The sequence below is a fragment of the Actinosynnema sp. ALI-1.44 genome (assembly GCF_001984155.1).
Taxonomy (GTDB): Bacteria; Actinomycetota; Actinomycetes; order Mycobacteriales; family Pseudonocardiaceae; genus Kibdelosporangium.
The window spans coordinates 833,258-854,720 of record NZ_MTQO01000053.1 but is presented as its reverse complement, the minus strand read 5'-3'; the positions used below and the strand labels follow the sequence as shown (position 1 = coordinate 854,720).

The following is a 21,463-nucleotide window of genomic DNA, read 5'->3' as shown; positions in this document are numbered from 1 at the left end:
GGCCGTAATCACTGCTGGGTGGCGGAGTACGGGACCTGGCGCAGCGCGTTGACCTTCCAGCCGTTGTCGGTCTGGTCCAGCGCTGCCTCGATCCGCAGCCGCTTGGTGGTCGGCGGCTTGTCGCTCTCCTTCACCGTCGTGTCCACGACGACCATGATGGTGGCGACCTTCTTCTGCAGGTTCACGTCGGTCACCGCGGTCTCCCTGACCGCCGCCGTCGTGACCACCTTCGCGTCGGAGATCCGCTTCTTGAAGTCGGCCTGGTTCTTGGCGTAGTCGTCGTGCACGGACCCGGTCGACACGTCGAGGAACCGCTGGTACGTGGCGTCGACGTTGGTGAAGTCCAACGACGTCAACGTGGCGACCGCCGCCGAACCCGCCGTGGAGACCTCTTCGCGTGTCTTGCGGACGTCCGCGGCGTCCCCGCTCGCGCTCGCCCACCAGACGCCGAACACGGCCGCGAACGCGGCCGCGATCACCACCAGCGCGACCGAGCCGTACAGCAGGTAGCGGTTGGTCGATCTTGGGGTCATGACCCTCCCAGCGTCTGGATCATCGTCATCGGGCCCTGCGGGATCGGCTGCCCGAGGAAGCCGATCAGCCCGGACCCCTGGTCTGCCAACTGCTGCCCGGAGCGTCCCGCGTTGGCCTGGATCTGCGCCTGCGACGGGGCCGCGACCTTACCGCCGAACGGGGCGTTCTGCGAGCCGCGGACGCTGATCGGGCTGCCGAGCGGCTCGGCGCAGTACGCCTTCTCGTTCGTCGCGATCGGCGAGGTGTCGTCACCGGGCCTGCGTTGGGTGCCCTCGTAGCCCTTCACGCACGGCGGCGGGTTGAACAGGTTCAACGCCAGACCGAGGTGCGCGGTGCCGTCGCCCGGCGCGACCGAACGCGCGCCCGCCGCGACACCCGGGTACGCCACGAACATCAACTCGAGCCCGTCGGTGCGGGTGACCAGGATGTTCGACGTGGTCAGCAGGTTGGCGAGCACCACGCTGAGCCCGTTTCCGGACTCACGCAGCAGCCCGGAAACCTGCTCGGCGGCCTGGGGAGTCACCGCGATGAGCTTGCGGATGTCGCCGTCGGAGTTCTTGAGCTGCTCGTTGAGCTGAGCGAGGCTGGTGGAGAACGACTTGATGTTGCCGGACTGCGCGTTCTGGGTGTCCAGCACGACACCGGAGTTGCGCAGCAGCTCGACCGTCTGCGGCAGGTTCTCCCGTGCGGCCTTGGTGAACTGGCCGGTCGCGTCGAGCAGTTGCGACAGGTCCGGCCCGGTGCCGGCGAAGGCCTTGTCGAGCTCGTCGACGACGGTCTTGAGCGACTCGGTCGGCACCGAGACCACCAGGTCGTCCAGGTCGCGCAGGACCTTGTCGGTGGACAGCGGCGTCTCGGTGTTCTCGGCCGCGATCACCGACGTCCCGGACAGGTACGGGCTGGCGTCCTTGCGCGGCTGCAGGTCGACGAACTGTTCGCCGACCGCGGACCGGTTGGCCACGACCGCCTTCAGGTCCGCGGGGATGCGCGGCGCGTCCGGCGTGATCTCCAGGTCGACCTCGATGCCGTCGCGGGTCAGGTGGATCTGGCCGACCCGGCCGACCTGGACGCCACGGTAGGTCACCTCGGCGTTGGTGAAGATGCCGCCGGAGTCGGCCAGCCGCAGCTTCACGGTGTAGCCCTCGTTGCCGAAGACCTTGCCGATGTCGGTGAACCGGAACAGCGCGTACACCACCGCGACGACCGCGATCACGAAGAACGCGACGATCTGCAGCCTCGTCCGCCTGGTCAGCATCGCTGGCCTCCCAGAATCGAGCCGAGCAGGCCACCGGCGGAGTTGGTGCAGGTGGACCTCGGGGAGCTCGGCTGACTGCCGCCGCTCAGGTCCGGCACACCCAGCGGCGGTGGCGCGCCCGGCTGGACGCCCTCCTGGCCGCTGGTCAGCTGGCCGAGCAGCGGGATGTCCTTCAACGGGTTCTGCCTGCTGCGGCTGAGGTTGTTGAGGATCTCGCCGAGGTTCAGGTCGACCTTGGCGTACAGGTTGACGTAGTCGCCCTTCACGCCGGGGATCGCCGAGTCCGGGAACGGGAAGCTGAGCAGCAGCTCCAGCGCCTTCGGCAGGTTCGCGCCGGCCTCGCTGAGCTTCTGCAGCGCCGGGGTCAGCGCCTTGAGGTCCGCGACCAGGTTGGCCTTGCTCTTGTTGACGGTGTCGACCGTGACGCCCGAAAGCTGGTCGAGGTTCTGCAGCATCGTGACCAGCTGCGGCCGTTGCTCGGCCAGCACCTGCAGGCCGGGGCCGATCTCGTCGATCACCTTGGCGATCTTGTCCTTCTGCCCGTCGAGTGTCTTCGACAGCTTGGCCAGCCCGTCGAGCGCCTTGGTGATGTCACCGCGCCGGGCGTCCAAATCGGACACGAGCTTGTTCGTGTTGGTCAGCAACGCCTTCAGCTGCGGTTCGTTGCCGTCCGCGACCTGGTTGAGCTCGGCGGCGATCGTGCGCAACTGGTCGACGCCACCGCCGTTGAGCAGCATCGACAACGCGCCGAGGACCTCTTCCACCTCGGTGTTGCGGTTGGTGCGGTCCAGCCCGATGTACGCGCCGTTGCCGAGTTTGCCCTGTTCCTTGCCCGCTTGCGGGGCGGCCAGTTCGACGTACTTCTCGCCGAGCAGGCTCGACTGGCGCAACCGCGCGAACGAGTTGCCAGGCAGGTCGATGTCGCCGCGCACGCTCATGGTCACCTCGGCCGTCCAGCCGTCCGGTGCCAGCGTGATCGCCTCGACCCGGCCCACCGCGACCTCGTTGACCTTCACGCCGGACTGCGGCACGAGGTCGAGCACGTCCCGGAACTGCGCCTTCACCGTGTACGGGCGGTCGCCGAGATCCGCGCCGCCGGGCAACGGCAGGTCGTAGATGCCTTCGAAGCTGCACGAGGTCAGCGTCAGCACGCTGACGCAGGCCAGTGCGACGTGGCGCAGCCTCATCGCCCACCTCCCAGCGGCACCGGGAACTGCGGGGTGAAACCGTTGTCGTATGCGGTGATCAGCTGCGCGACCGACGGAAGCCCCTTCAGCGACGGCGCGATCGCCTTACAGGCGTCGGACAGCACAGGCGGTATGCCCTTCGGCGTCGCCTGTTCCAGCAGCTTGCAGACCATCACGATCGGCGGCTGGGTCAGCTCGTTGAGGTTCGAACGAGCGTCCAGCGTGCCGGAGGAGGCGTTGTACGAACCGAAGACGTTGCTCAGCGCCAGCGGCGCGATGTCGAGCGTCTCGGCCAGCGCGGCCCGCTGGTCCACGAGCACCTGTGTGATCCCGGCCAGCTTGTTCACGTTGGACTTCAAGCGGTCCCGGTTGTCCCTGACGAACGCCTGCACCTGCTCCAGCGCGCCGGCCAACTGCTGCACGGACTGCGCGAGGTTGCCGCGTTCGGCGGCGAGGAACCCGCTGACGTCGGCCAGTTGCTGGGAGAACTGCCGCACCTGCTGGTCGCTCGCGGCCAGCGTGCCGGTGAACTTGTTCAGGCTGTCCACTGTGGAGAACAGCTGTTCCTGGCTGCCGGACAGGGTTCTGGCAGCCTGGCCGAGCTGCTTGATGGTGTCGTGGGTGGCCTGGCCGTTGCCCTGGAGGTTCTTGGCCAGCGTGTCCAGCAGGTCCGACAGCGCGCCGTCCTTGTTCGCGCCGGTCGGGCCCAGCGTGGTGCTCACCCGGTTGAGGCTCTTGTAGAGGTCGTCGACCTCAAGCGGGGTCGCGGTGCGGTTGCGGGGAATCGTCGCGCCCGAGTTCATCTGCGGCCCGGCCACGTACGCCGGGGCCAGCTGCACGTACCGGTCGCTGACCAGCGAAGGAGCGACCACGACCGCGCTGGCGTCCATCGGGACCGCCCGGTCGCGGTCCACGAGCAACTCGACCTTGACCTGGTCACCCTGCGGCTCGACCTTGTCGACCGTGCCGACCGCGACCCCGAGGACGCGCACCTCGTTGCCCTCGTAAAGACCGACCGCACCACCGAAGTACGCCGTGATGCGTTTGCTCCCGCTGTCGGACAACACCCACCACAGCACCGCTGCGGCGACGAGGCCCAACACGCACGCGATCGCCACGCCACGTCCGAGGTCGCGCCCCTGGCGCGTTTTGAACGTCATGGCTTGCACCCCTGTGGGTTGATCGGACCGACGGAGGGCGGCAGCAGCCCGCAGATGTAGTTGTCGAACCAACGGCCGTTGCCGATGGTGTTGTTGAACTGACGGACGAACGGCGCGAACTTCTCGATGCCCTTGGCGAGGCTGTCCTGGTTGCGCTGGAGCATCGCGGTGAACTGGTCCAGCTGGGCCAGCACCGGGTCGAGCTGCTTGGAGTTGTCCTCCACCAGGCCCTTGAGCTCGGTCGAGAGCTTCTTGGTGCCGTCGAGCAGTGAGCTGATCGCCTGCTTGCGCCTGCGGACCTCGTCGAGCAGCTTGGTGCCGTCCTCGAGCAGCTTGGCGACCTCGGTGTCCCGGTCGGCCAGCGTCTTGGAGATCTGCGCGGTGTTGCCCAGCAGCTGCGCCAGCTGCTCGTCCCGGCTGGAGATCGTCTTGGACAGCGCCGACAGGCCGTCCAGCGCGCCTTTCACGTTGTCCGGTGTGTCGGCGAAGGTCTGCGAGAGCACCTCGAAGCTCTTGGCCAGCTGCGGGGTGTCGATCGCGTCGACCGTCTCGGCGAGACCGCGGAACGCCTCGAGCACGTCGTACGGCGCGACTGTGCGGTTGCGCGGGATCGGCTTGCCCGGGTCGAGCGTGCCGCCGCCGTCCGGCTCCAGCGCGATGTACTTCTGCCCGAGCAGGGTCTTGATCTTGATGGCCGCCCTGGTCCGGTCGCCCATCCAGGCGTCCTTGACCTTGAACGACACCAGCACCGAGTCGCCGTCCAGGTCGACGTCGGTGACCTTGCCGACCTTCACACCGGCGATCCGGACCTCGTCGGTCGGCTTGATCCCGGCCGCCTCGGAGAACTGCGCCTTGTACGTGGTGCCGCCGCCGATGATCGGCAGGTCGTCGGAGTAGACCGCGGCCAGCAGCGCCAGCGCGATCACCACGAGACCGGTGACGCCGATCGTGATCGGGTTGCGGGAACGGAACGACTTCATGCTTTGCACCTCGGCTGGGTGACCGGCGCGACCGGGATGTTGATCGGCTCGGTGATCAACGGCGGCAGCGCCACCTGGCCGGACGCCGAACAGAGGTAAAAGTTGAACCACGACCCGTAGCTGGCCGTGCGGGTCAGGGTCTCCACCTTGGTCGGCAGGAACTTCACGAAGTGCTCGACGATCTGTTCGGAGTCGTTGAGGTTCTTGGTGAGCGTGCCCAACGCGGCGATGTCGTTGCGCAACGGCTCGCGGGCCTCGTTGAGCAGGCCTGACGTGGTGTTGGCCAGCCCGGACAGCGCCTGGATCGCGTCACCGATCGGCTTGCGGTCCGCGGCGAGCCCGGACACCAGCTGCTGCAGCTGCACGACGAGGTCGCTCAGCTGCTGGCCGCGGGCGTTCACCGTCTCCAACAGGCTGTTGAGGTTGGTGATCACCTCGCCGATCACCACGTCCTTGTCGGCGATCGTCTTGGTCAGCGACGCCGTGTGCGACAGCAGCGACTCGACCGTGCCGCCTTCACCCTGCAGGACCTGGATGATCTCGTAGGACAGCTTGTTCACGTCGTCCGGCGACAGCGCGCGGAACAACGGCTTGAAGCCGTTGAACAGCTCGGTCAGGTCCAGCGCGGGTCTGGTGCGGTCCAACGGGATCGTGGCGCCCGGCGCGAGCATCCCGCTGCCGGTTCCCTGCGTCAGCGCGATGTACCGCTGGCCGACCAGGTTGCGGAACTTGATCGTCGCGGTCACCCCGGCCGGCAGCTTGCGCCCCGCGTCGACCGAGAACTTCACCTCGGCCTGCTTGCGGTCGGCGATCCCGACGTCCTCGACCTGCCCGACCCGGACACCCGCGATGCGCACGTCGTCGCCGGGCAGCAGGGACGTCACGTCGACGAACCTGGCCGAGTACGTGTTGGTGGAACTGAGGTTCGTGTTCGCGATGCTGATCGCCAGCACAGCCGTCGCGACGACGGTGACCACGATGAACAGCGTCAGCTTGACCAGCGGCCCGGTGAGGCTCTTCATTTGACGGTCACCTCCGCTCCGCGGAACACCGGTGCGGCGAGGAACGCCGTCCACCCCTGCACCTGGTCGGGCTGGACGCCGAGCTTGCCCGCCAGCATCGCGGCCACGAACTCCTGCTCGGTCGGCGTGTTCGCCAACCCGAAGCCACCGGCCGACGACGGCGAAGTGACGTTGGAGATGTTGGCGGGCGGCAGCAGGCCGTCCTGCGCGGGGCGGGAGTTCGGCGGCTTGCTCGACCCGTCACGCAGCGGGCCGTCCGGCGGGTGCTGTGGGAACGGATCCGGCGACTGCTGCAGGTCGTAGCAACGCGGTCCACGGTGGTCCTCGTAGCGGGGCTCGTCCTTGCCCGGCTTGTACGGGCCACGGTTGACCGTGATCTCGATCGTCGCGTGCAGACCGGGTTCGTTGGTGCCCTTGCCGAACGCCTTGTCCAGGTCCGGGACCAGTTCGGCCATCTGCTTGAGGAAGCACGGGTACGACGGCGCGTACTTGGCGAGCACGTCCAGCGTCGGCCGGGAGGTCTCGGCGAACTGGATCAGGTTGTTCTTGTTCACCGCGAGGAACGTCCGCAGGTCGGTCCCTGCCGTCGTCACGCTCGCGTACAGATTGGACAGGTTGGTGCGCTGCTCGGCGATCGTCTTCGACGTGGTGGTCAAGTCCGTGAGCGCCTGCGCCAGCTGCGGCGTGGCCTCGCTGTAGGTGTCGGAGAACTTCACCAGTGCCTGGAGGTCGTGCTGCAGTTGCGGCACGTGCGGCGCCAACTCGCCGACGTACTGACCGAGTTCGGACAGCGTCTCGCCGAGTGGTTTGCCACGGCCCTCCAGTGCGGTGGAGATCGCGGTCAACGTGCTCGACAGCTTCTGCGGCTGAACCGCCTGCAGCACCGGCAGGAGGTCGTTGAGCGCCTTCTCGACCTCGATCGCGGGCGCTGATGTGTCCTGTTTGATCAGATCACCGGCGCGCAGCGTCCGTGCCGACGGCTGCTGCGGGATCTGCAGCGCCACATAGCGTTCCCCGAACAGCGTCTTCGGCAGGAACCGCGCGGACACGTTGTTCGGGATCAGGTCCACCTTGTCGGGCTCAAGCGCCAGGGTGAGCTCGGCGCCGTGCGCGGTCGGCGTGATCTTCTCGACCGAGCCGACGATCAGCCCGCGCACCTTCACGTCCGAGCGCTGCTGCAACTGGTTGCCGACCTTGTCGGTGGTCAGCTGGACGCTCACGGTCGACGTGAACGACCGGTTGAAGAACGCGACGCTGAGCACCACGAAGCCGACGATCAGCGAGATGAGCAAAAGGCCGAGCAGCCTCGTCCGCAGAGTGCTCATCCCGCGATCCTCACGGTCGTCGTCGTGCCCCAGATCGCCAGGCTCAGGAAGAAGTCGAGCAGGGTGACCGAGACGATCGTGGTCCGGACCGCGCGGCCGACGGCCACACCGACACCGGCGGGGCCGCCGCTGGCGCGGTAGCCGTAGTAGCAGTGCGTCAGGATGATCACCACAGCGAAGATCAGCACCTTGCCGAAGGACCAGAACACGTCCTGCGGCGGTAGGAACAGGTCGAAGTAATGGTCGTACGTGCCCGCGGACTGGCCGTAGAAGTACACGGTGATCGTCCGCGAGGCCACATAGGACGACAACAGACCGATGATGTACAAGGGAATGACCGCGATGAACCCGGCCATGATCCGCGTCGTGACCAGGTACGGCAACGACGGCACGCCGATCACCTCGAGCGCGTCGATCTCCTCGGAGATCCGCATCGCGCCGAGCTGCGCGGTGAACCCGGAGCCGACCGTCGCCGACAACGCCAGGCCCGCGACCAGCGGTGCGATCTCCCGCGTGTTGAAGTACGCGGAGACGAACCCGGCGAACGCGGCCGTGCCGATCTGGTTGAGCGCGGCGTAGCCCTGCAGGCCGACGACGGTGCCGACGAACAGCGTCAGGCCGAGCATGACGCCGATCGTGCCGCCGATGACCGCCAGCGCCCCGCTGCCGAAACTCACCTCGGCCAGCAGCCGCATGGTCTCGCGCATGTACCGCGTGGCCGTGGCCGGGATCCACGCCAGCGCCCTGGCGTAGAACGACATCTGGTCGCCCGCGCGGTCGAGCATCTCCAACGGCTTGCGGAGCTGGTCCTTGACTGTCATGACTCAGCTCCCCTTCGCCGGCACGACCGTCAGGTACACGGTGGTCAGCACGAAGTTCACAAAGAACAGCAGCAGGAACGTGATGACGACCGACTGGTTGACCGCGTCACCGACGCCCTTCGGGCCGGGTGACGGGTTCAGGCCGCGGTAACAGGCGACCACACCGGCGATGAAGCCGAAGATCAACGCCTTGATCTCGCTGATCCACAGGTCGGGCAGCTGCGCGAGCGCGGAGAACCCGGCCAGGTACGCACCGGGCGTACCTCCCTGCAGGATCACGTTGAAGAAGTACCCACCGAGCACACCGACGACGCTGACCAGGCCGTTGAGCAGCACGGCGACGAGCATCGACGCGAGCACACGCGGCACGACGAGGCGCTGCACGGCGGACACGCCGAGCACCTCCATCGCGTCGATCTCCTCGCGGATGGTCCGCGCACCGATGTCCGCGCACATGGCCGAGCCACCGGCACCGGCCACAAGCAACGCCGTCACCAACGGCGCCGCCTGCTGGATGATCGCGAGCACGCTCGCGGCACCCATGAACGACTGCGCGCCGAGCTGTGTGACCAGCGAACCCAGCTGCAGCGCGATGACCGCGCCGAACGGGATCGCGACCAGCGCGGTCGGCAGGATCGAGACGCTCGCGATGAACCAGGACTGCTGGATGAACTCGCGGAACTGGAACGGTCGCTGGAAGAACCCGCGCACGACGTCAAGACCGAGGGCGAACATCTGGCCGGTCTCACGAAGCGCGCCAGCACCAGGGAATGACGACCTGGTGGGACGAACGGTCACGCGCCACCGCCTGGACCTTGTTGCCGGGGCGGACGCCACGGGGACTGCGGGATCTCGGCGACGTCGAGGTCACCCTGGAACCGCTGACCACCCTGCTGCGGCCGGGGCGCGGGCGACGGTCTGGCTCCAGCCGGGACGGTCGCGGCCGCCATGTGCGGGCGGACGCCGTAACGCTGCTGGTCCTCGGGGGTGAGGCTCTCGATGATGCTCTCCTGCGCGGCGGGGGGAAGCGAGTGCAGGATGCTCATCACCCGGTCCTTGCGGCGCCGGACACCCATCCGCTCCGGCAGGCCGGGCGTCGGCTGGAGCTGCGGGACGACGCCGGTCACCTCCTCGGCGGACCCGTCGTGGTGGCCCGAGTCGGCCAGCTCCTGCTCGGCGGCGAGCGTGGCGACGTCCTTCTCCTCGGACATGCCGATCGGGCCGAACCGGCTGCCGTTGAGGAACTGCTGGACAGCGGGCTCGTCGGAGGTCAGCAGCACCTCACGCGGCCCGAACATGACCAGCTCACGGCGGTAGAGCATGCCGAGGTTGTCCGGCACGGTCCGAGCCAGGTTGATGTTGTGCGTGACGATCAGGATCGTGGCGTCGACCTGGGCGTTGAGGTCGATCAGCAGCTGGCTGATGTACGCGGTGCGGACGGGGTCGAGACCGGAGTCCGGCTCGTCGCACAGGATGATCTCGGGGTCGAGCACGAGCGCGCGGGCCAGACCGGCACGTTTGCGCATACCGCCGGAGATCTCACCGGGGAGCTTCTTCTCGGCGCCCGCGAGACCGACCATGTCCATCTTCTCGAGGACGATGCGTTTGATCTCGGTCTCGGACTTGCGGGTGTGCTCACGCAGCGGGAAGGCGACGTTGTCGTACAGGTTCATGGACCCGAACAGCGCGCCGTCCTGGAACAGGACGCCGAACAGCTTGCGGGTCTCGTAGAGCTTGCTCTCCGAACACGAGACGACGTCGACGCCGTTGACGACGCACTTGCCCCGGTCCGGCTTGAGCAAGCCGATCATGGACTTGAGGAAGACGGACTTACCAGTACCCGACGGGCCGAGCATGACGCTGACCTCGCCGGGAGGCAGGGTCAGGGTGACATCCCGCCAGATGGTCTGCCGCCCGAAGGACTTGGTGAGACCCTCGACCACCACTTCGGCGCCCATCGATCCTCCCGAGCTCGCGTTCCCTGTCTCACCAACGAGCGGAGCCCGCCAGGGTTACTGCCTGGTACGGCGGACGCCACATGAGCCACCTGGACCTGCACCCTAGACCAGTCGGGGCAAAGGGGCGTATTGGCTACGAAGGACGCTGTGCGTAGCGATACGTGCTGGATACCGTCAGTTGTCATCCCTGCAACGGACGGAGAAAAACATGGGTAACCGTCTGGTGGCATTACTCAGCGGAGTCCTGGTAGCCGGGGTCGTCATGGCAGCGCCCGCGAACGCGAGCGGCACGCTGACCGGCGTCCCGTCATACGAGGGCAGCGGTATCCAGGACCCCGCACTCGTCGGAGCGGACCCGGTGGCGCCGGGGCACAAGATCGAGGGCTTCAGCGGAGTGGGCATCCAGTCGATCATCGGCCCGGACAACCGGGTGCGGGTGAACCCGACGACGAACTTCCCAGCCCGCGCGACGGTGCTGATCACCCGCACCTCCGGAGGAACAGAACGCCAGCACTGCACGGGCTGGATGTTCGGCGCCTCCCTCGTACTGACAGCGGGACACTGCGTGTGGAGCGGCTCAGCCTTCTACGAAGGACTCCGCTTCTACCCGGGTTACAACGGCGACACAGCACCGTACGGCTCCTGCACAGCGACAACGCTGCGCGTCAGCAACGGCTACAGGACCAATGGCTCAGCGGACGAGGACTACGGCGGCGCGAAGCTGAACTGCACGATCGGCAACACCGTCGGCTGGTACGGCGCGTACGCGACAACCGCGTCCCTGAACGGCACCGCCACCACGATCCAGGGCTACGGCGGCGACAAGAACAAGCAGCAATGGCTGTCCACGGACCAAATCCGGACATCAGGAGCCTTGCGGCTGTACTACCAGAACGACACCGTCGGCGGTAACAGCGGCAGCGCGGTCGCAACCAACCGCCCGGCGGGATCAGCAGGATGCGCGGGCTGGTGCTCACTGGCGTTCCACGCCTACGGCGGCAGCCAGAACAGCGGCGCCAGGATCACCTCAGCCCGGCTGACCGAGGTCACCGGCTGGCGATAACACCAACCCCACCCGCTGCCCGAATCGCCCGAAAACAGGCCCCCGCCCAACCCGGGGGGCGTCCCCGGCTCCAGTCTATCGGGGATAACCCCAGGTCAAAGGGTTACTGGCCAGTTGTGGACAACCGGATTCGCCGAAGGGATCACGGGTTCGACGGACAGCAAAAAGGGCCGCCCCGTGCGCAGGGCGGCCCTTTCGGGTCTTGCTATGCGGCCATGGCCGCGGTGATCACTGCTGGGATCACTTGAGGGTGATCTTGGCGCCGACGGCCTCGAGCTTCTCCTTGGCGGCCTCGGCGGCCTCCTTGGCGACCTTCTCCAGGACCGGCTTCGGGGCGCTCTCGACGAGCTCCTTGGCCTCCTTCAGGCCCAGGCCCGAGACGACCTCGCGGACGACCTTGATGACCTGGATCTTCTTGTCACCGGCGGACTCGAGGACGACGTCGAACTCGTCCTGCTCCTCGGCGGCCTCCGGAGCGGCACCGCCGCCACCGCCCTGGACGACCTGCGCCACCGGCGCGGCGGCCTTGACGTCGAAGGTGGTTTCGAATTCCTTCAGGAAGTTCGACAGCTCGAGCAGCGTCATCTCCTTGAACGCGTCGAGCAGCTCGTCGGTGCTGAGCTTCGCCATGGTGGCGGCTCCTTTCTCTGACTAAGCGGGTGGGGGTGAACTTCAGCTCTCGGCGGGAGCTTCTGCTGCTTTCTTCTCCTGCAGCGCGGCAGCCAGGCGGGCGACCTGCGTGGCCGGGGCGGCGAACAGCCCGGCGGCCTTGGCGAGGTTGCCCTGCATCGCGCCCGCCAGCTTGGCGAGCAGCACGTCACGGCTGTCCAGGTCAGCTATCTGCGCGACCTCTTCGACAGAGAGCGCGCGGCCTTCCATGTAGCCGCCCTTGATGACCAGGCCTTTGTTGTCCTTCGCGAAGTCACGAAGCGCCTTGGCCGCGTCGACGGGCTCGCCGTCGACGAACGTGATGGCCGTCGGGCCTTCGAACAGGGCGTCGAGGCCCTGCACTCCGGCATCCGCGGCGGCCAGCTTGACCAGGGTGTTCTTCGCAACGCGGTAGGACGCGTTGGTGCCGAGAGCGCGGCGCAGCGTGGTGAGCTGCGACACGGAGAGGCCGCTGTACTGCGTGACGACGGCTGCCGAGCTCGTACGGAACTTGTCCGCGATCTCGGCGACTGCGGCCACCTTGTCCGGCTTCGCCATGTTCGCCTCCTCTCTGGGCTACGACCGCTCGTGCTCAAGCCCGGAAAAGACGAAACGCCCGGCGCACAGACAGGCACGGGCGTAAGAAAGAAGATCTCAGCTCGTTCCTCCTGCGCGGGCCACCCTTGCGGGATCTTCATCTTCACGGGGGAAGAGACCAGCGGTCTTCGGTAGAACGAGGACAACGATACGGGACACAGAGCTGCCTCTCCAAATCGCCCCCGGCATGATGGTGGGCGTGGCCGAAGACGAGCGTCCCAACCACCCGGTTCCGTACGACCCCGCGCGGGTTGACCCGGCGCCGGTCGACCCCGAGCAGCAGCGTCAGTTCGAGCAGTTCCAACAGTTCCAGCAGTTCCTGAGGTTCCAGGAGGCGCAGGGACAGGGACAGCCGCAGCCGCTCGCACCGCCGCAACCGCCGCCGAAGAAGAAGCCGACGTGGCAGAAGATCCTGCTCAGCAAGGGCTTCCGCAAGCTGGTGGTGTACGCGCTCGTGATCATCGGTCTGATCTGGGCCTACAACCACTACTTCGGTCCACCGCCGGACGACAACACCGTGCAGGGCGGTGCGGGCCCCGGCTCGATCAAGGATCCCGGCCGCGAGCCCGGCAGGCCGAACGAAGTGATGGACACGCTGTATCGCAGCATCTCGCTCGGCCAGCCGAAGGTCGCCTGCTACCTGTTCACCAAGGAGGCCGAGGCCGCGTTCGCCCGCAACTTCGAGGCACCGGACTGCACGGCCGCGGTCGGCAAACTCCAGTCGCAGGTGTCCCCGCTCGCCAGCGTCCCCAGGGTCGACACGCAGGGCAAACAGCTCATCGAAGTGGACTCCTGCGCACTGCGGGTGAAACCGGGGACCATGGCACTGGGCACGTTCACGTTCACGCCGTTCGGCAGCGCGTGGATCATCTCCGGCCACCAGACCAAGGAGTGCACCGGCACGTCCACCACCGTGTCGCCGACCACGGTCAGCTCGCGCTAGTACCGCAGTCCTAGCCCATACGGGTACCGAGCGCTGACGGTGACCGGCAGCTTGCCACCTGGCTGTGCGCCGAACACGACCCTGGCCACGGCCCGCAGCACGGTGGGGTTCGCCGGTGGTGGCGGACCCCAGACCTGGGTCTGAGCGTAGGCAGCCAGCGCCGCACCCAGGTCGGAGTAGGAGTTGACGTCGTACGGCACTCCGATGGACACGGCAGCGACGCGCTTACCAGCGGCTTTGACCGCGTTGACCAGCTTGACCTGCCCTGGCGGCAAGCTCGGGCCACGGGAGTAGGTCGCCACCAGGACCTGGTCCCCGGCTTGCCGCACCGCCTCGGCGATCTCCGCGTCGGCCGGGTCGTCGCCGGACGCCTGCCACCAGCTCACGCCGCCCACCGCCCGCGCCAGCGGTTCGACGTCCCGCACGCCCATCACCGACGTCCGCACGCCCCTGCTGAACGGCAGCGCCTTGGACCGGTTGTCCAGCAACGTGATCGAGTCCAGCGCGATCGGGTCGGGATCGACTTTCACCGACGGGCCCCTGCCGCGGTACTGGCACTTCAGCCGCAGGACACGGGCCGCCGACCGGTCGATCCGCTCCTGCGGGAGAGCCGCGCGCAAGGCGTTGACGATCTCCACGTGATCACTGTGCGGCCCGGTGGACAGCACGACATCCGCGCCCGCCTCGATCGCGCGGACCGCCGCGCTGCCCAGTCCCCAGGTGTTCCTGATGGCGCCCATCTGGATGGAGTCGGTGATCACGACCCCGTCGAAGCCCATCCGGTCGCGCAGGATTCCGGTGGTCACCTTGGCGGACAGGCTCGACGGCATGACCGGGTCAACGGACTTCAACACGATGTGCGCCGTCATGATCATCGGCGCACCCGCCGCGATCGCCGCGCGGAACGGCGGGAAGTGCACGCGTTCCATGGTCGCCATGTCGGCGTCCACTGTGGGCAGTTCCAGATGGGGATCCGCGTTGACACCGCCGTGTCCGGGAAAGTGCTTCACGGCGGGCACCACGCCGGCCGACCGGTAGGCCAGTACCTGGGCGGCGACCAGGCGGGAGATCAGAGCGGGGTCCTCGCCGTACGACCGCACGCCGAACGGGAAGCCGGGATCGCTGTTGACGTCCGCCAACGGCGCCAGGTTCAGCCGGACACCGGCCTGCCTGAGCTCACCAGCCGTGCCCAACGCGGCAGCGGCGGCCTTGCCGGGGTCCCGCGCGGCACCGAGGCCCATCGGCCGCGGGTACGCGGTAGTCCCGGCGATGCGCTGGACCGCACCGTGCTCGAAGTCGCCGCCGACCAGCACGTTCTCGCCTTGCCTGCGAGTGAAGTCCGCAGCGGCCGCGAGGTCCGGCATGTCCGGCAGGCTGACCATGCCCGCGTGCAGGTCACGAGCCCGCGTGGTCTCGCCTCCGAGCATGACCAGCTGACCGAGTCGTTCGTCCGGCGTGAGCTGCGCGACCGTCCGGCAGTCCGGCTCGGCCACGGCGGCAGGCACTGGCACCGCCAGTGCCACCAGTAAAGGAAGGATCCATTTCATGGTTCGAGAATCCGGCGTCCCCGTGCCGTTCTCGTCGGCCGTGCGACCGATCCGCGTACACCTCAAGTCGTATGCGCGAGCACAACCAGGTGCACCCGGTCTCGAACACCGAGCTTGGTGAGGATCCGGCTGACGTGCGTCTTCACCGTCGCGGGACTGACCACCAGCTCGGCGGCGATCTCGTCGTTGGACCGCCCGGCGGCGACCAGGTCCATCACCTCACGTTCGCGCTCGGTCAGGACGTCGAACCGCTTGCGGGCAGGCCTGACTCGATGCGCGAACTCGCCGATCAGGCGCGCGGTGACCTGGGGCGCCAGCATCGCGTCCCCACGAGCGACGACGCGCACACCGTGGATGAGCTCGATCGGGTCGCTGTCCTTGAGCAAGAACCCGCTCGCACCCAACCGCAGCGCCTCGTAGACGTACTCGTCCAGGTCGAACGTGGTCAGCACCACGATCTTGCTGCCACGGCAACGCGTGTCGGCCAGGATCCGCCGAGTCGCCGCCAGGCCGTCCATGCCCGGCATCTTGACGTCCATCAGGACCACGTCCGGCCGCAGTTCGACGGCCGACCGCAGCGCTCGCGCACCGTCGCCCGCTTCGCCGACGACGTCGATGTCGTCCTCGCCGTCCAGGATCGCCCGCAGGCCACTGCGAACCAGCTTCTGGTCGTCGACGAGCAGCACTCGGATCACAGCGGAATCCTCGCCTGGACAAGGAAACCCACCGCACCTGACGTCCGCAGGTCACCGCCGAGCGCAGTCACCCGTTCCCGCATCCCTGTCAACCCGTTGCCTGGCGACACGTCGCCTCCTTTGCCGTTGTCGTGGATCTGGACTGTCACCTCTTCAGGGCGGCAATCCAGGCGGACGGTGACCCTGGTCGCAGCCGCGTGCCGAACGACGTTGGTCAGGGCTTCCTGCACGATCCGGTACGCGGCCTGGTCCACGTCGACCGGCAGCACTGAGAGACCCCGAACCCGTTTGTTCACAACGAGACCGTCGGTACGGACGCGGTCAAGCAGCTCGTCGATGTGCCTGAGGCCCGGCGCCCTGAGCACGCCGATCGTGGACCGGACCTCGTCCAGTGCCTCCCGGCTGGCCTGCTTGATCACCGTGAGCGCCTCGGAGGTGCGCGCCGGCCTGAGCATGGCGGCCCCGGCCTGGATGTTGATGACCGACATGTGGTGGACCAGAACGTCGTGCAGTTCACGCGAGATCCTCAGCCGTTCGGCGTCCACGGCTCGTTGCCGTGCTTGGTGCAGGTACGCCTTCCGGATCCGCGCCAGCTCGCCCAACGCGATTACCACCGCCAGCACCGGCACCACCTGCGGCAGGTCGTCGTACTGGCTCCTGGGGACGATCACCATGACCAAAGCGACCAGCGCGGCGCCGATGGCCAACGCTCGGTGTCCACGTGCTGCCGCCAGGAACAGGGCGACGGCGAAGGGGATCGGTTCGGGGCCTGGCGGGAGGTCCAGTTGGTGATAGGCCTGCATTGCGCCCAACGTCATGACGAGCGCGACCAGATGTCTCCCCATGGGTGCACGTTAGGACGCGGGTCCTGTGGTGTCTTCGGGGAGAATCCCTTGTTCTGGCGAGGGCTTGTTCCCTTGGGCCGGTTCAGTGGCGGATGGCCGCGGTAATGACGGCCTGAACGGTTTCGGTGATCCGCTCCACCGCCTGGTCCGGGTCGGGGCTGCCGACTTCGAGCCACGCCATCGTCGCCTCAACGGTCACGGTGAGCGCCAGGTTCGCGGCCCACTTCGCCCAGCGGCGGTCGGGGATCAGGTCACGCATCCGGTGCCGCAGGGTCTCGATCAGTTCGGCGCGCAAGGCGTCGATGTCCGCGCGGAACTCCGGTTCACGCGCGGCCTGGTGGAACAACAGCCGGAACTCCGCGGTCTCCTTCGCCGCCCACATCACCAGAGCGCCCACAGTGGACTCGGTCAGCTCGTCACCTGTCGCTGCCGCAAGCCTTTCGCCCGCGCGTTCGCACGCCGACCGGTAGAGGTCCGCTTTGGACTCGAAGTGCCGGTAGAGGATCATCCGGCTCACCCCGGCCGCCGCGGCGACGTCATCCAGCCCGGCTGAGGCGTAGCCCGCGTTCGCGAAGACGTTTGTCGCCTGCGCGAGCAACTGTTCCCGCCGTTGCTGCCGTGGCAGCTTCACTGCTGTTACACCTCCATGTACATGGCTCGTGTATACGAGCGTGCAACATCGACAGGCGTGAAAAAGGCGGACCCTGGTGGGTCCGCCTTTCTGCCTAGGGGTCGCTCAGACTGCGGCGGCCTCGTCGGCGAGCAGGTTGCGGGTACGAGCCGGGTCCACCGGGATACCGGGGCCCATCGTCGTGGTGAAGGTGACCTTCTTCAGGTACTTGCCCTTGGCCGAGGACGGCTTGGCACGCAGGATCTCGTCCAGCGCCGCCGCGTAGTTCTCGACCAGCTTGTCGTCGTCGAACGACGCCTTGCCGATCACCAGGTGCAGGTTGGCCTGCTTGTCCACGCGGAAGTTGATCTTTCCGCCCTTGATGTCGGCGACGGCCTTGGCCACCGCGGGGGTGACCGTGCCGGTCTTCGGGTTCGGCATCAGGCCACGCGGGCCGAGGATGCGGGCGATCCGGCCGACCTTGGCCATCTGGTCCGGGGTGGCGATCGCGGCGTCGAAGTCGAGCCAGCCACCCTGGATGCGCTCGATCAGGTCCTCCGCGCCCACGGCGTCCGCACCGGCGGCCTCGGCCTCGGCGGCCTTGTCGCCCGTCGCGAACACGATGACGCGTGCGGTCTTACCGGTTCCGTGCGGCAGGTTCACGGTGCCGCGGACCATCTGGTCGGCCTTGCGGGGGTCGACGCCCAGGCGGATCGCGACCTCGACGGTCGCGTCCATCTTCACCTTGGAGGTCTCCTTGGCGAGCTTGGCGGCCTCGAGCGGCGAGTACAGCCGCTCCTTGTCCACCAGCTCGGCGGCCTGACGATAGGCCTTGCTGCGCTTTGCCATGCTGTTTCCCTAACTAACAGTTGTGGTGACGGGCCGCGCTCGGCCCTCCCACGGGTTCTTGCAGAAAGTTCTTATTCGACCGTGATGCCCATCGAACGGGCGGTGCCCGCGATGATCTTGGCGGCCTGGTCGATGTCGTTGGCGTTGAGGTCGGCCTGCTTCTGCTGGGCGATCTCCTTCACCTGGTCCCAGGTCACCTTGGCGACCTTGGTCCGGTGCGGCTCGCCGCTGCCCTTGTCGACACCGGCGGCCTTCAGCAGCAGCTTCGCGGCCGGCGGGGTCTTGAGCTTGAAGTCGAACGAGCGGTCCTCATACACGGAGATCTCGACCGGCACCACGGTGCCACGCTGCGACTCGGTCGCGGCGTTGTAGGCCTTGCAGAACTCCATGATGTTGACGCCGTGCTGGCCCAGCGCGGGGCCGACCGGCGGGGCCGGGGTGGCCTGACCCGCCGTGATCTGCAGCTTGATGATCGCTGCAAGCTTCTTCTTCTTGGGTGGCATTCTCGTATTCCTGTTTCCTGCGTGGGTCCGCGCGACGAACCTGCCGTGCCGCCGCGCGGCCGCCGGCCTTCACACAGTGAGGCCGGTCAGATCTTGGAGACCTGGCTGAACGACAGCTCGACCGGGGTCTCCCGACCGAAGATCGACACCAGGACCTTGAGCTTCTGCGCGTCCGCGTTGACCTCGTTGATGGTCGCGGGGAGCGTGGCGAACGGGCCGTCCATAACTGTAACCGACTCGCCGACCTCGAAGTCGACCTCGACGGTGGGCTTCGCCGCCGCCGTCGGCGCCTTGCCCGCGGCGGGCTTGGTCTGCTCGACCTGCGGCAGCAGGAACTTCGCCACCTCGTCGATGGTCAGCGGAGACGGCTTGGACGTGGCACCGACGAAGCCGGTGACGCCAGGGGTGTTGCGGACCGCGCTCCACGACGGGTCGTTGAGGTCCATCCTGACCAGGATGTAGCCGGGCAGAACCTTGCGCTGCACCTGCTTGCGCTGGCCGTTCTTGATCTCGGTGACCTCTTCGGTCGGTACCTCGACCTGGAAGATGTAGTCCTCCATGTCGAGGGTCTGGATCCGGGTCTCGAGGTTGGTCTTGACCTTGTTCTCGTAACCGGCGTAGGAGTGGATCACGTACCAGTCGCCCGGGGCTCGGCGAAGCGCATCGCGCAGTTCGGCGACGGGGTCCTCGTCGGCTTCCGCGACCACCGTCTCGTCCGCGGTCTCGTCGTCCGCGGTCTCATCCTCGGCGGTCTCGTCCTCGGCAGCCTGCTCGTCGGCGACGTCGACGTCCTCGTCGGTCTCCGCCTGGGCGAGGGTCTCCTCGTCCTGAGTGGCGACGACCTCGTCGTCGGCCGGACTGGTCAGCCCCTGGCCGCCAGCGGCGCCGTTCTCGGAGGTCACTGTGATCTCGCTTCCTATCTCTACGCTCGCGTGCGGCCCGGTCCTATCCGAAGATCGACTGCACGCCCTTGCCGATGCCGAGGTCGAGCCCGGCGATGATGGCCACCATCACGGCGAGGAAGACCAGGACCACCGCGGTGTAGGTGATCATCTGCTTGCGGGTCGGCCAGATGACCTTGCGCAGCTCGGCGACGACCTCTTTGAGGAACCGGAAGAGCCGGGAGAACATCCCCGGGCGCTTCTCCTTGCCGTCACGCGACGGGGTGGCGCGGCCCTTCTTGCCCTCGGCCAGCGCCTCGCCTTCGGCGGGCTTCGACTTGGGCTTGGCCTTGGCGGCCGGCGCGGCGTCCTTGCGCGCGGCAGGACGCGCCGACGCACGGCGTTCACGCCGCGCAGCGGCGGTGACCGGACGGGGCTGAGGCTTCTTGTCCTCGTCCCGATCCTTGCCCGGCTCCTCGCTCACGCCAGTTCCTCCGCTCGCCAGCCTTGACCCTTCGTTGCAGGGGCGACAGGACTTGAACCTGCAACCTGCGGTTTTGGAGACCGCTGCTCTGCCAATTGAGCTACGCCCCTATGCGCATCCCGCTGCCCGGGAAGGCCTCTCGGCCACCCGGTGGACGAGATCCACTGTCCCCACTCTGTCAGAGCCGACCGCGTGGGGCAAAGTGACTTTCGTTCCGAGTTCGAAAGTGTACGGCAAGGGCAAGGTGCCCTTGAAATCGCGGTCACCTTGCCGCCGCGCGGCCCGGCCCGTCTGCGACGATGCGGTCATGTCATCAGTCGACGAACAGCAGGTCAAGCCCAGGGTGTCGGCTCGGATCGGCGGCATCAGCGAGTCGGCGACCCTCGCGGTCGACGCCAAGGCGAAGGCGCTCAAGGCGGCCGGGCGGCCGGTGATCGGCTTCGGCGCGGGCGAGCCCGACTTCCCCACGCCGGACGCGATCGTGCAGGCGGCCGTCGAGGCCGCGGCGGACCCGCGCAACCACCGCTACACGCCTGCGGCGGGGTTGCCGGAGCTGCGGGCGGCGATCGCGGAGAAGACCAAACGCGACAGCGGCTACGAGATCGACGCCAGCCAGGTCATCGTCACCAACGGCGGCAAGCACGCGGTCTACCAGACCTGCGCGACCCTGCTCGACCCCGGCGACGAGGTGATCCTGCCTGCGCCGTACTGGACCACGTACCCGGAGTCGATCACGCTGGCAGGCGGCGTGCCGGTGCCCGTGGTGACCGACGAGACCCAGGGCTACCTGGTCACCGTCGAGCAACTGGAAGCGGCCCGCACGCCACGCACCAAGGCGCTGATGTTCGTGTCGCCGTCCAACCCGACCGGCGCGGTGTACCCGCGTGAGCAGGTCGAGGCGATCGGCAGGTGGGCGGTCGAGCACGGCATCTGGGTGATCGCGGACGAGATCTACGAGCACCTGGTCTACGACGGCGCCAAGGCCGAGTCCATGCCGGTCGTGGTGCCGGAACTGGCGGACACGTGCGTGATCGTCAACGGCGTCGCCAAGACGTACGCGATGACCGGCTGGCGGGTCGGCTGGATGATCGCCCCCCAGGACGTCACGAAGGCCGCGGCGAACCTCCAGTCGCACCTGTCGTCGAACGTGGCGAACGTGTCCCAGCGGGCCGCCCTGGCGGCCGTGTCGGGCCCGCTGGACGCCGTGCGGGAGATGCACACGGCGTTCGACCGCCGCCGCCGGGCGATCGTGGAGTTGCTCTCGGCCATCCCCGGCGTCGAGGTCCCGACGCCGAAGGGTGCGTTCTACGTCTACCCGTCAGTGAAGGGCTTGCTGGGCAAGGAGATCCGCGGCGTCCGAGCACAGACGAGCACGGAGCTGGCCGCGTTGATCCTCGAACACGCCGAGGTCGCGGTGGTACCGGGCGAGGCGTTCGGCACGTCCGGCTACTTCCGGTTGTCCTACGCGCTCGGCGACGAGGACCTGGCCACGGGCATGGCAAGGATGGGCGACCTGCTGCGGGAAGCCAGGGACTAGCGTGCAACCAATGTGGCCT

The 21,463-nt window shown here is 67.7% G+C and carries 23 protein-coding genes and 1 tRNA gene; 3 read left to right on the top strand and 21 right to left on the bottom strand.

Features of this window, described 5'->3' with window-relative positions; genetic code table 11:
• Positions 1–8: 8 nt before the first annotated feature.
• From ALI144C_RS46150 to ALI144C_RS46105, 10 genes are read right to left on the bottom strand one after another with little or no spacing between them, the layout of a single operon-like run.
• A complete protein-coding gene (locus ALI144C_RS46150; RefSeq protein WP_076993550.1) occupies positions 9–533 on the bottom strand; it encodes a hypothetical protein in 525 nt (174 codons plus the stop codon).
• Positions 530–1,789, bottom strand: coding sequence for an MCE family protein (locus ALI144C_RS46145; protein WP_076993549.1), 1,260 nt, complete (start codon positions 1,787–1,789; stop codon positions 530–532). Before ALI144C_RS46145 ends, ALI144C_RS46150 begins: the two co-directional genes overlap by 4 nt.
• A complete protein-coding gene (locus ALI144C_RS46140) occupies positions 1,783–2,976 on the bottom strand; it encodes an MCE family protein (RefSeq protein ID WP_076993548.1) in 1,194 nt (397 codons plus the stop codon). The genes ALI144C_RS46145 and ALI144C_RS46140 overlap by 7 nt, the downstream gene beginning before the upstream one ends.
• Entirely contained in the window at positions 2,973–4,136 is a 1,164-nt protein-coding gene (locus tag ALI144C_RS46135; protein ID WP_076993547.1) for an MCE family protein, read from the bottom strand. The genes ALI144C_RS46140 and ALI144C_RS46135 overlap by 4 nt, the downstream gene beginning before the upstream one ends.
• On the bottom strand, positions 4,133–5,116 hold the full coding sequence (locus ALI144C_RS46130; RefSeq protein ID WP_076993546.1) for an MCE family protein: 984 nt from the start codon (positions 5,114–5,116) through the stop codon (positions 4,133–4,135). Before ALI144C_RS46130 ends, ALI144C_RS46135 begins: the two co-directional genes overlap by 4 nt.
• Positions 5,113–6,138 carry an MCE family protein gene (locus tag ALI144C_RS46125; RefSeq protein ID WP_076993545.1) on the bottom strand — a complete coding sequence of 342 codons (1,026 nt, stop codon included), beginning with the start codon at positions 6,136–6,138 and terminating at the stop codon, positions 5,113–5,115. Before ALI144C_RS46125 ends, ALI144C_RS46130 begins: the two co-directional genes overlap by 4 nt.
• Positions 6,135–7,463, bottom strand: a complete 1,329-nt coding sequence (locus ALI144C_RS46120) for an MCE family protein (protein WP_076993544.1) — start codon at positions 7,461–7,463, stop codon at positions 6,135–6,137. The genes ALI144C_RS46125 and ALI144C_RS46120 overlap by 4 nt, the downstream gene beginning before the upstream one ends.
• A complete protein-coding gene (locus ALI144C_RS46115) occupies positions 7,460–8,284 on the bottom strand; it encodes an MlaE family ABC transporter permease (RefSeq protein WP_076993543.1) in 825 nt (274 codons plus the stop codon). Before ALI144C_RS46115 ends, ALI144C_RS46120 begins: the two co-directional genes overlap by 4 nt.
• A gap of 3 nt (positions 8,285–8,287) precedes the next feature.
• Positions 8,288–9,019 (bottom strand): MlaE family ABC transporter permease, encoded by a 732-nt coding sequence (locus ALI144C_RS46110; protein ID WP_083472461.1) that lies wholly within the window; start codon positions 9,017–9,019, stop codon positions 8,288–8,290.
• 59 nt (positions 9,020–9,078) lie between these two features.
• Complete coding sequence (locus ALI144C_RS46105) at positions 9,079–10,242, bottom strand: ABC transporter ATP-binding protein (protein WP_076993541.1); 1,164 nt, start codon at positions 10,240–10,242, stop codon at positions 9,079–9,081.
• A gap of 208 nt (positions 10,243–10,450) precedes the next feature.
• Here ALI144C_RS46105 and ALI144C_RS46100 point away from each other — a divergent pair, with 208 nt between their 5' ends.
• Complete coding sequence (locus ALI144C_RS46100; RefSeq protein WP_143231263.1) at positions 10,451–11,305, top strand: trypsin-like serine peptidase; 855 nt, start codon at positions 10,451–10,453, stop codon at positions 11,303–11,305.
• Positions 11,306–11,545: 240 nt separating this feature from the next.
• Here the strand turns inward: ALI144C_RS46100 and rplL are convergent, their stop codons facing one another.
• Together rplL and rplJ are read right to left on the bottom strand one after the other, a co-directional pair.
• Complete coding sequence (gene rplL, locus ALI144C_RS46095) at positions 11,546–11,935, bottom strand: 50S ribosomal protein L7/L12 (RefSeq protein WP_076993539.1); 390 nt, start codon at positions 11,933–11,935, stop codon at positions 11,546–11,548.
• A gap of 42 nt (positions 11,936–11,977) precedes the next feature.
• On the bottom strand, positions 11,978–12,511 hold the full coding sequence (rplJ, locus tag ALI144C_RS46090) for a 50S ribosomal protein L10 (protein WP_076993538.1): 534 nt from the start codon (positions 12,509–12,511) through the stop codon (positions 11,978–11,980).
• 238 nt (positions 12,512–12,749) lie between these two features.
• Here rplJ and ALI144C_RS46085 point away from each other — a divergent pair, with 238 nt between their 5' ends.
• Complete coding sequence (locus ALI144C_RS46085; RefSeq protein WP_143231262.1) at positions 12,750–13,493, top strand: hypothetical protein; 744 nt, start codon at positions 12,750–12,752, stop codon at positions 13,491–13,493.
• On the opposite strand, the gene ALI144C_RS46080 is transcribed toward ALI144C_RS46085, so the two are convergent.
• The 9 genes from ALI144C_RS46080 to ALI144C_RS46040 form a co-directional block, all read right to left on the bottom strand.
• Positions 13,490–15,040 (bottom strand): glycoside hydrolase family 3 protein, encoded by a 1,551-nt coding sequence (locus ALI144C_RS46080; RefSeq protein WP_083753959.1) that lies wholly within the window; start codon positions 15,038–15,040, stop codon positions 13,490–13,492. The genes ALI144C_RS46085 and ALI144C_RS46080 overlap by 4 nt on opposite strands.
• Before the next feature lie 62 nt (positions 15,041–15,102).
• Positions 15,103–15,735, bottom strand: coding sequence for a response regulator (locus ALI144C_RS46075; RefSeq protein ID WP_076993535.1), 633 nt, complete (start codon positions 15,733–15,735; stop codon positions 15,103–15,105).
• Positions 15,732–16,580 (bottom strand): sensor histidine kinase, encoded by an 849-nt coding sequence (locus tag ALI144C_RS46070; protein WP_083753958.1) that lies wholly within the window; start codon positions 16,578–16,580, stop codon positions 15,732–15,734. Before ALI144C_RS46070 ends, ALI144C_RS46075 begins: the two co-directional genes overlap by 4 nt.
• 82 nt (positions 16,581–16,662) lie before the next feature.
• On the bottom strand, positions 16,663–17,211 hold the full coding sequence (locus ALI144C_RS46065; RefSeq protein ID WP_076993533.1) for a TetR/AcrR family transcriptional regulator: 549 nt from the start codon (positions 17,209–17,211) through the stop codon (positions 16,663–16,665).
• A 105-nt stretch (positions 17,212–17,316) separates the two neighbouring features.
• Entirely contained in the window at positions 17,317–18,039 is a 723-nt protein-coding gene (gene rplA / locus ALI144C_RS46060; RefSeq protein WP_054295817.1) for a 50S ribosomal protein L1, read from the bottom strand.
• 71 nt (positions 18,040–18,110) lie between these two features.
• On the bottom strand, positions 18,111–18,542 hold the full coding sequence (gene rplK, locus ALI144C_RS46055) for a 50S ribosomal protein L11 (RefSeq protein WP_076993532.1): 432 nt from the start codon (positions 18,540–18,542) through the stop codon (positions 18,111–18,113).
• Positions 18,543–18,628: 86 nt separating this feature from the next.
• Positions 18,629–19,444, bottom strand: coding sequence for a transcription termination/antitermination protein NusG (gene nusG, locus ALI144C_RS46050; protein WP_076993531.1), 816 nt, complete (start codon positions 19,442–19,444; stop codon positions 18,629–18,631).
• A gap of 43 nt (positions 19,445–19,487) precedes the next feature.
• Entirely contained in the window at positions 19,488–19,907 is a 420-nt protein-coding gene (secE, locus tag ALI144C_RS46045) for a preprotein translocase subunit SecE (RefSeq protein WP_076993530.1), read from the bottom strand.
• Positions 19,908–19,944: 37 nt separating this feature from the next.
• Positions 19,945–20,017, bottom strand: a tRNA-Trp gene (locus ALI144C_RS46040).
• 197 nt (positions 20,018–20,214) lie between these two features.
• Between ALI144C_RS46040 and ALI144C_RS46035 the strand changes: the two genes are divergently transcribed.
• The gene (locus ALI144C_RS46035; RefSeq protein ID WP_076993529.1) at positions 20,215–21,444 is read left to right on the top strand and encodes a pyridoxal phosphate-dependent aminotransferase; all 1,230 of its coding nucleotides are present in this window, start codon (positions 20,215–20,217) and stop codon (positions 21,442–21,444) included.
• Positions 21,445–21,463: the final 19 nt, after the last annotated feature.

What these genes read in the sequence shown, in the direction of transcription:
- ALI144C_RS46150 (WP_076993550.1), bottom strand. Translation starts at nt 533, where the DNA reads ATGACCCCAAGATCGACCAACCGCTACCTGCTGTACGGCTCGGTCGCG.
- ALI144C_RS46145 (WP_076993549.1), bottom strand. Translation starts at nt 1,789, where the DNA reads ATGCTGACCAGGCGGACGAGGCTGCAGATCGTCGCGTTCTTCGTGATC.
- ALI144C_RS46140 (WP_076993548.1), bottom strand. Translation starts at nt 2,976, where the DNA reads ATGAGGCTGCGCCACGTCGCACTGGCCTGCGTCAGCGTGCTGACGCTG.
- ALI144C_RS46135 (WP_076993547.1), bottom strand. Translation starts at nt 4,136, where the DNA reads ATGACGTTCAAAACGCGCCAGGGGCGCGACCTCGGACGTGGCGTGGCG.
- ALI144C_RS46130 (WP_076993546.1), bottom strand. Translation starts at nt 5,116, where the DNA reads ATGAAGTCGTTCCGTTCCCGCAACCCGATCACGATCGGCGTCACCGGT.
- ALI144C_RS46125 (WP_076993545.1), bottom strand. Translation starts at nt 6,138, where the DNA reads ATGAAGAGCCTCACCGGGCCGCTGGTCAAGCTGACGCTGTTCATCGTG.
- ALI144C_RS46120 (WP_076993544.1), bottom strand. Translation starts at nt 7,463, where the DNA reads ATGAGCACTCTGCGGACGAGGCTGCTCGGCCTTTTGCTCATCTCGCTG.
- ALI144C_RS46115 (WP_076993543.1), bottom strand. Translation starts at nt 8,284, where the DNA reads ATGACAGTCAAGGACCAGCTCCGCAAGCCGTTGGAGATGCTCGACCGC.
- ALI144C_RS46110 (WP_083472461.1), bottom strand. Translation starts at nt 9,019, where the DNA reads ATGTTCGCCCTCGGTCTTGACGTCGTGCGCGGGTTCTTCCAGCGACCG.
- ALI144C_RS46105 (WP_076993541.1), bottom strand. Translation starts at nt 10,242, where the DNA reads ATGGGCGCCGAAGTGGTGGTCGAGGGTCTCACCAAGTCCTTCGGGCGG.
- ALI144C_RS46100 (WP_143231263.1), top strand. Translation starts at nt 10,451, where the DNA reads ATGGGTAACCGTCTGGTGGCATTACTCAGCGGAGTCCTGGTAGCCGGG.
- rplL (WP_076993539.1), bottom strand. Translation starts at nt 11,935, where the DNA reads ATGGCGAAGCTCAGCACCGACGAGCTGCTCGACGCGTTCAAGGAGATG.
- rplJ (WP_076993538.1), bottom strand. Translation starts at nt 12,511, where the DNA reads ATGGCGAAGCCGGACAAGGTGGCCGCAGTCGCCGAGATCGCGGACAAG.
- ALI144C_RS46080 (WP_083753959.1), bottom strand. Translation starts at nt 15,040, where the DNA reads ATGAAATGGATCCTTCCTTTACTGGTGGCACTGGCGGTGCCAGTGCCT.
- ALI144C_RS46070 (WP_083753958.1), bottom strand. Translation starts at nt 16,580, where the DNA reads ATGGGGAGACATCTGGTCGCGCTCGTCATGACGTTGGGCGCAATGCAG.
- rplA (WP_054295817.1), bottom strand. Translation starts at nt 18,039, where the DNA reads ATGGCAAAGCGCAGCAAGGCCTATCGTCAGGCCGCCGAGCTGGTGGAC.
- rplK (WP_076993532.1), bottom strand. Translation starts at nt 18,542, where the DNA reads ATGCCACCCAAGAAGAAGAAGCTTGCAGCGATCATCAAGCTGCAGATC.
- ALI144C_RS46035 (WP_076993529.1), top strand. Translation starts at nt 20,215, where the DNA reads ATGTCATCAGTCGACGAACAGCAGGTCAAGCCCAGGGTGTCGGCTCGG.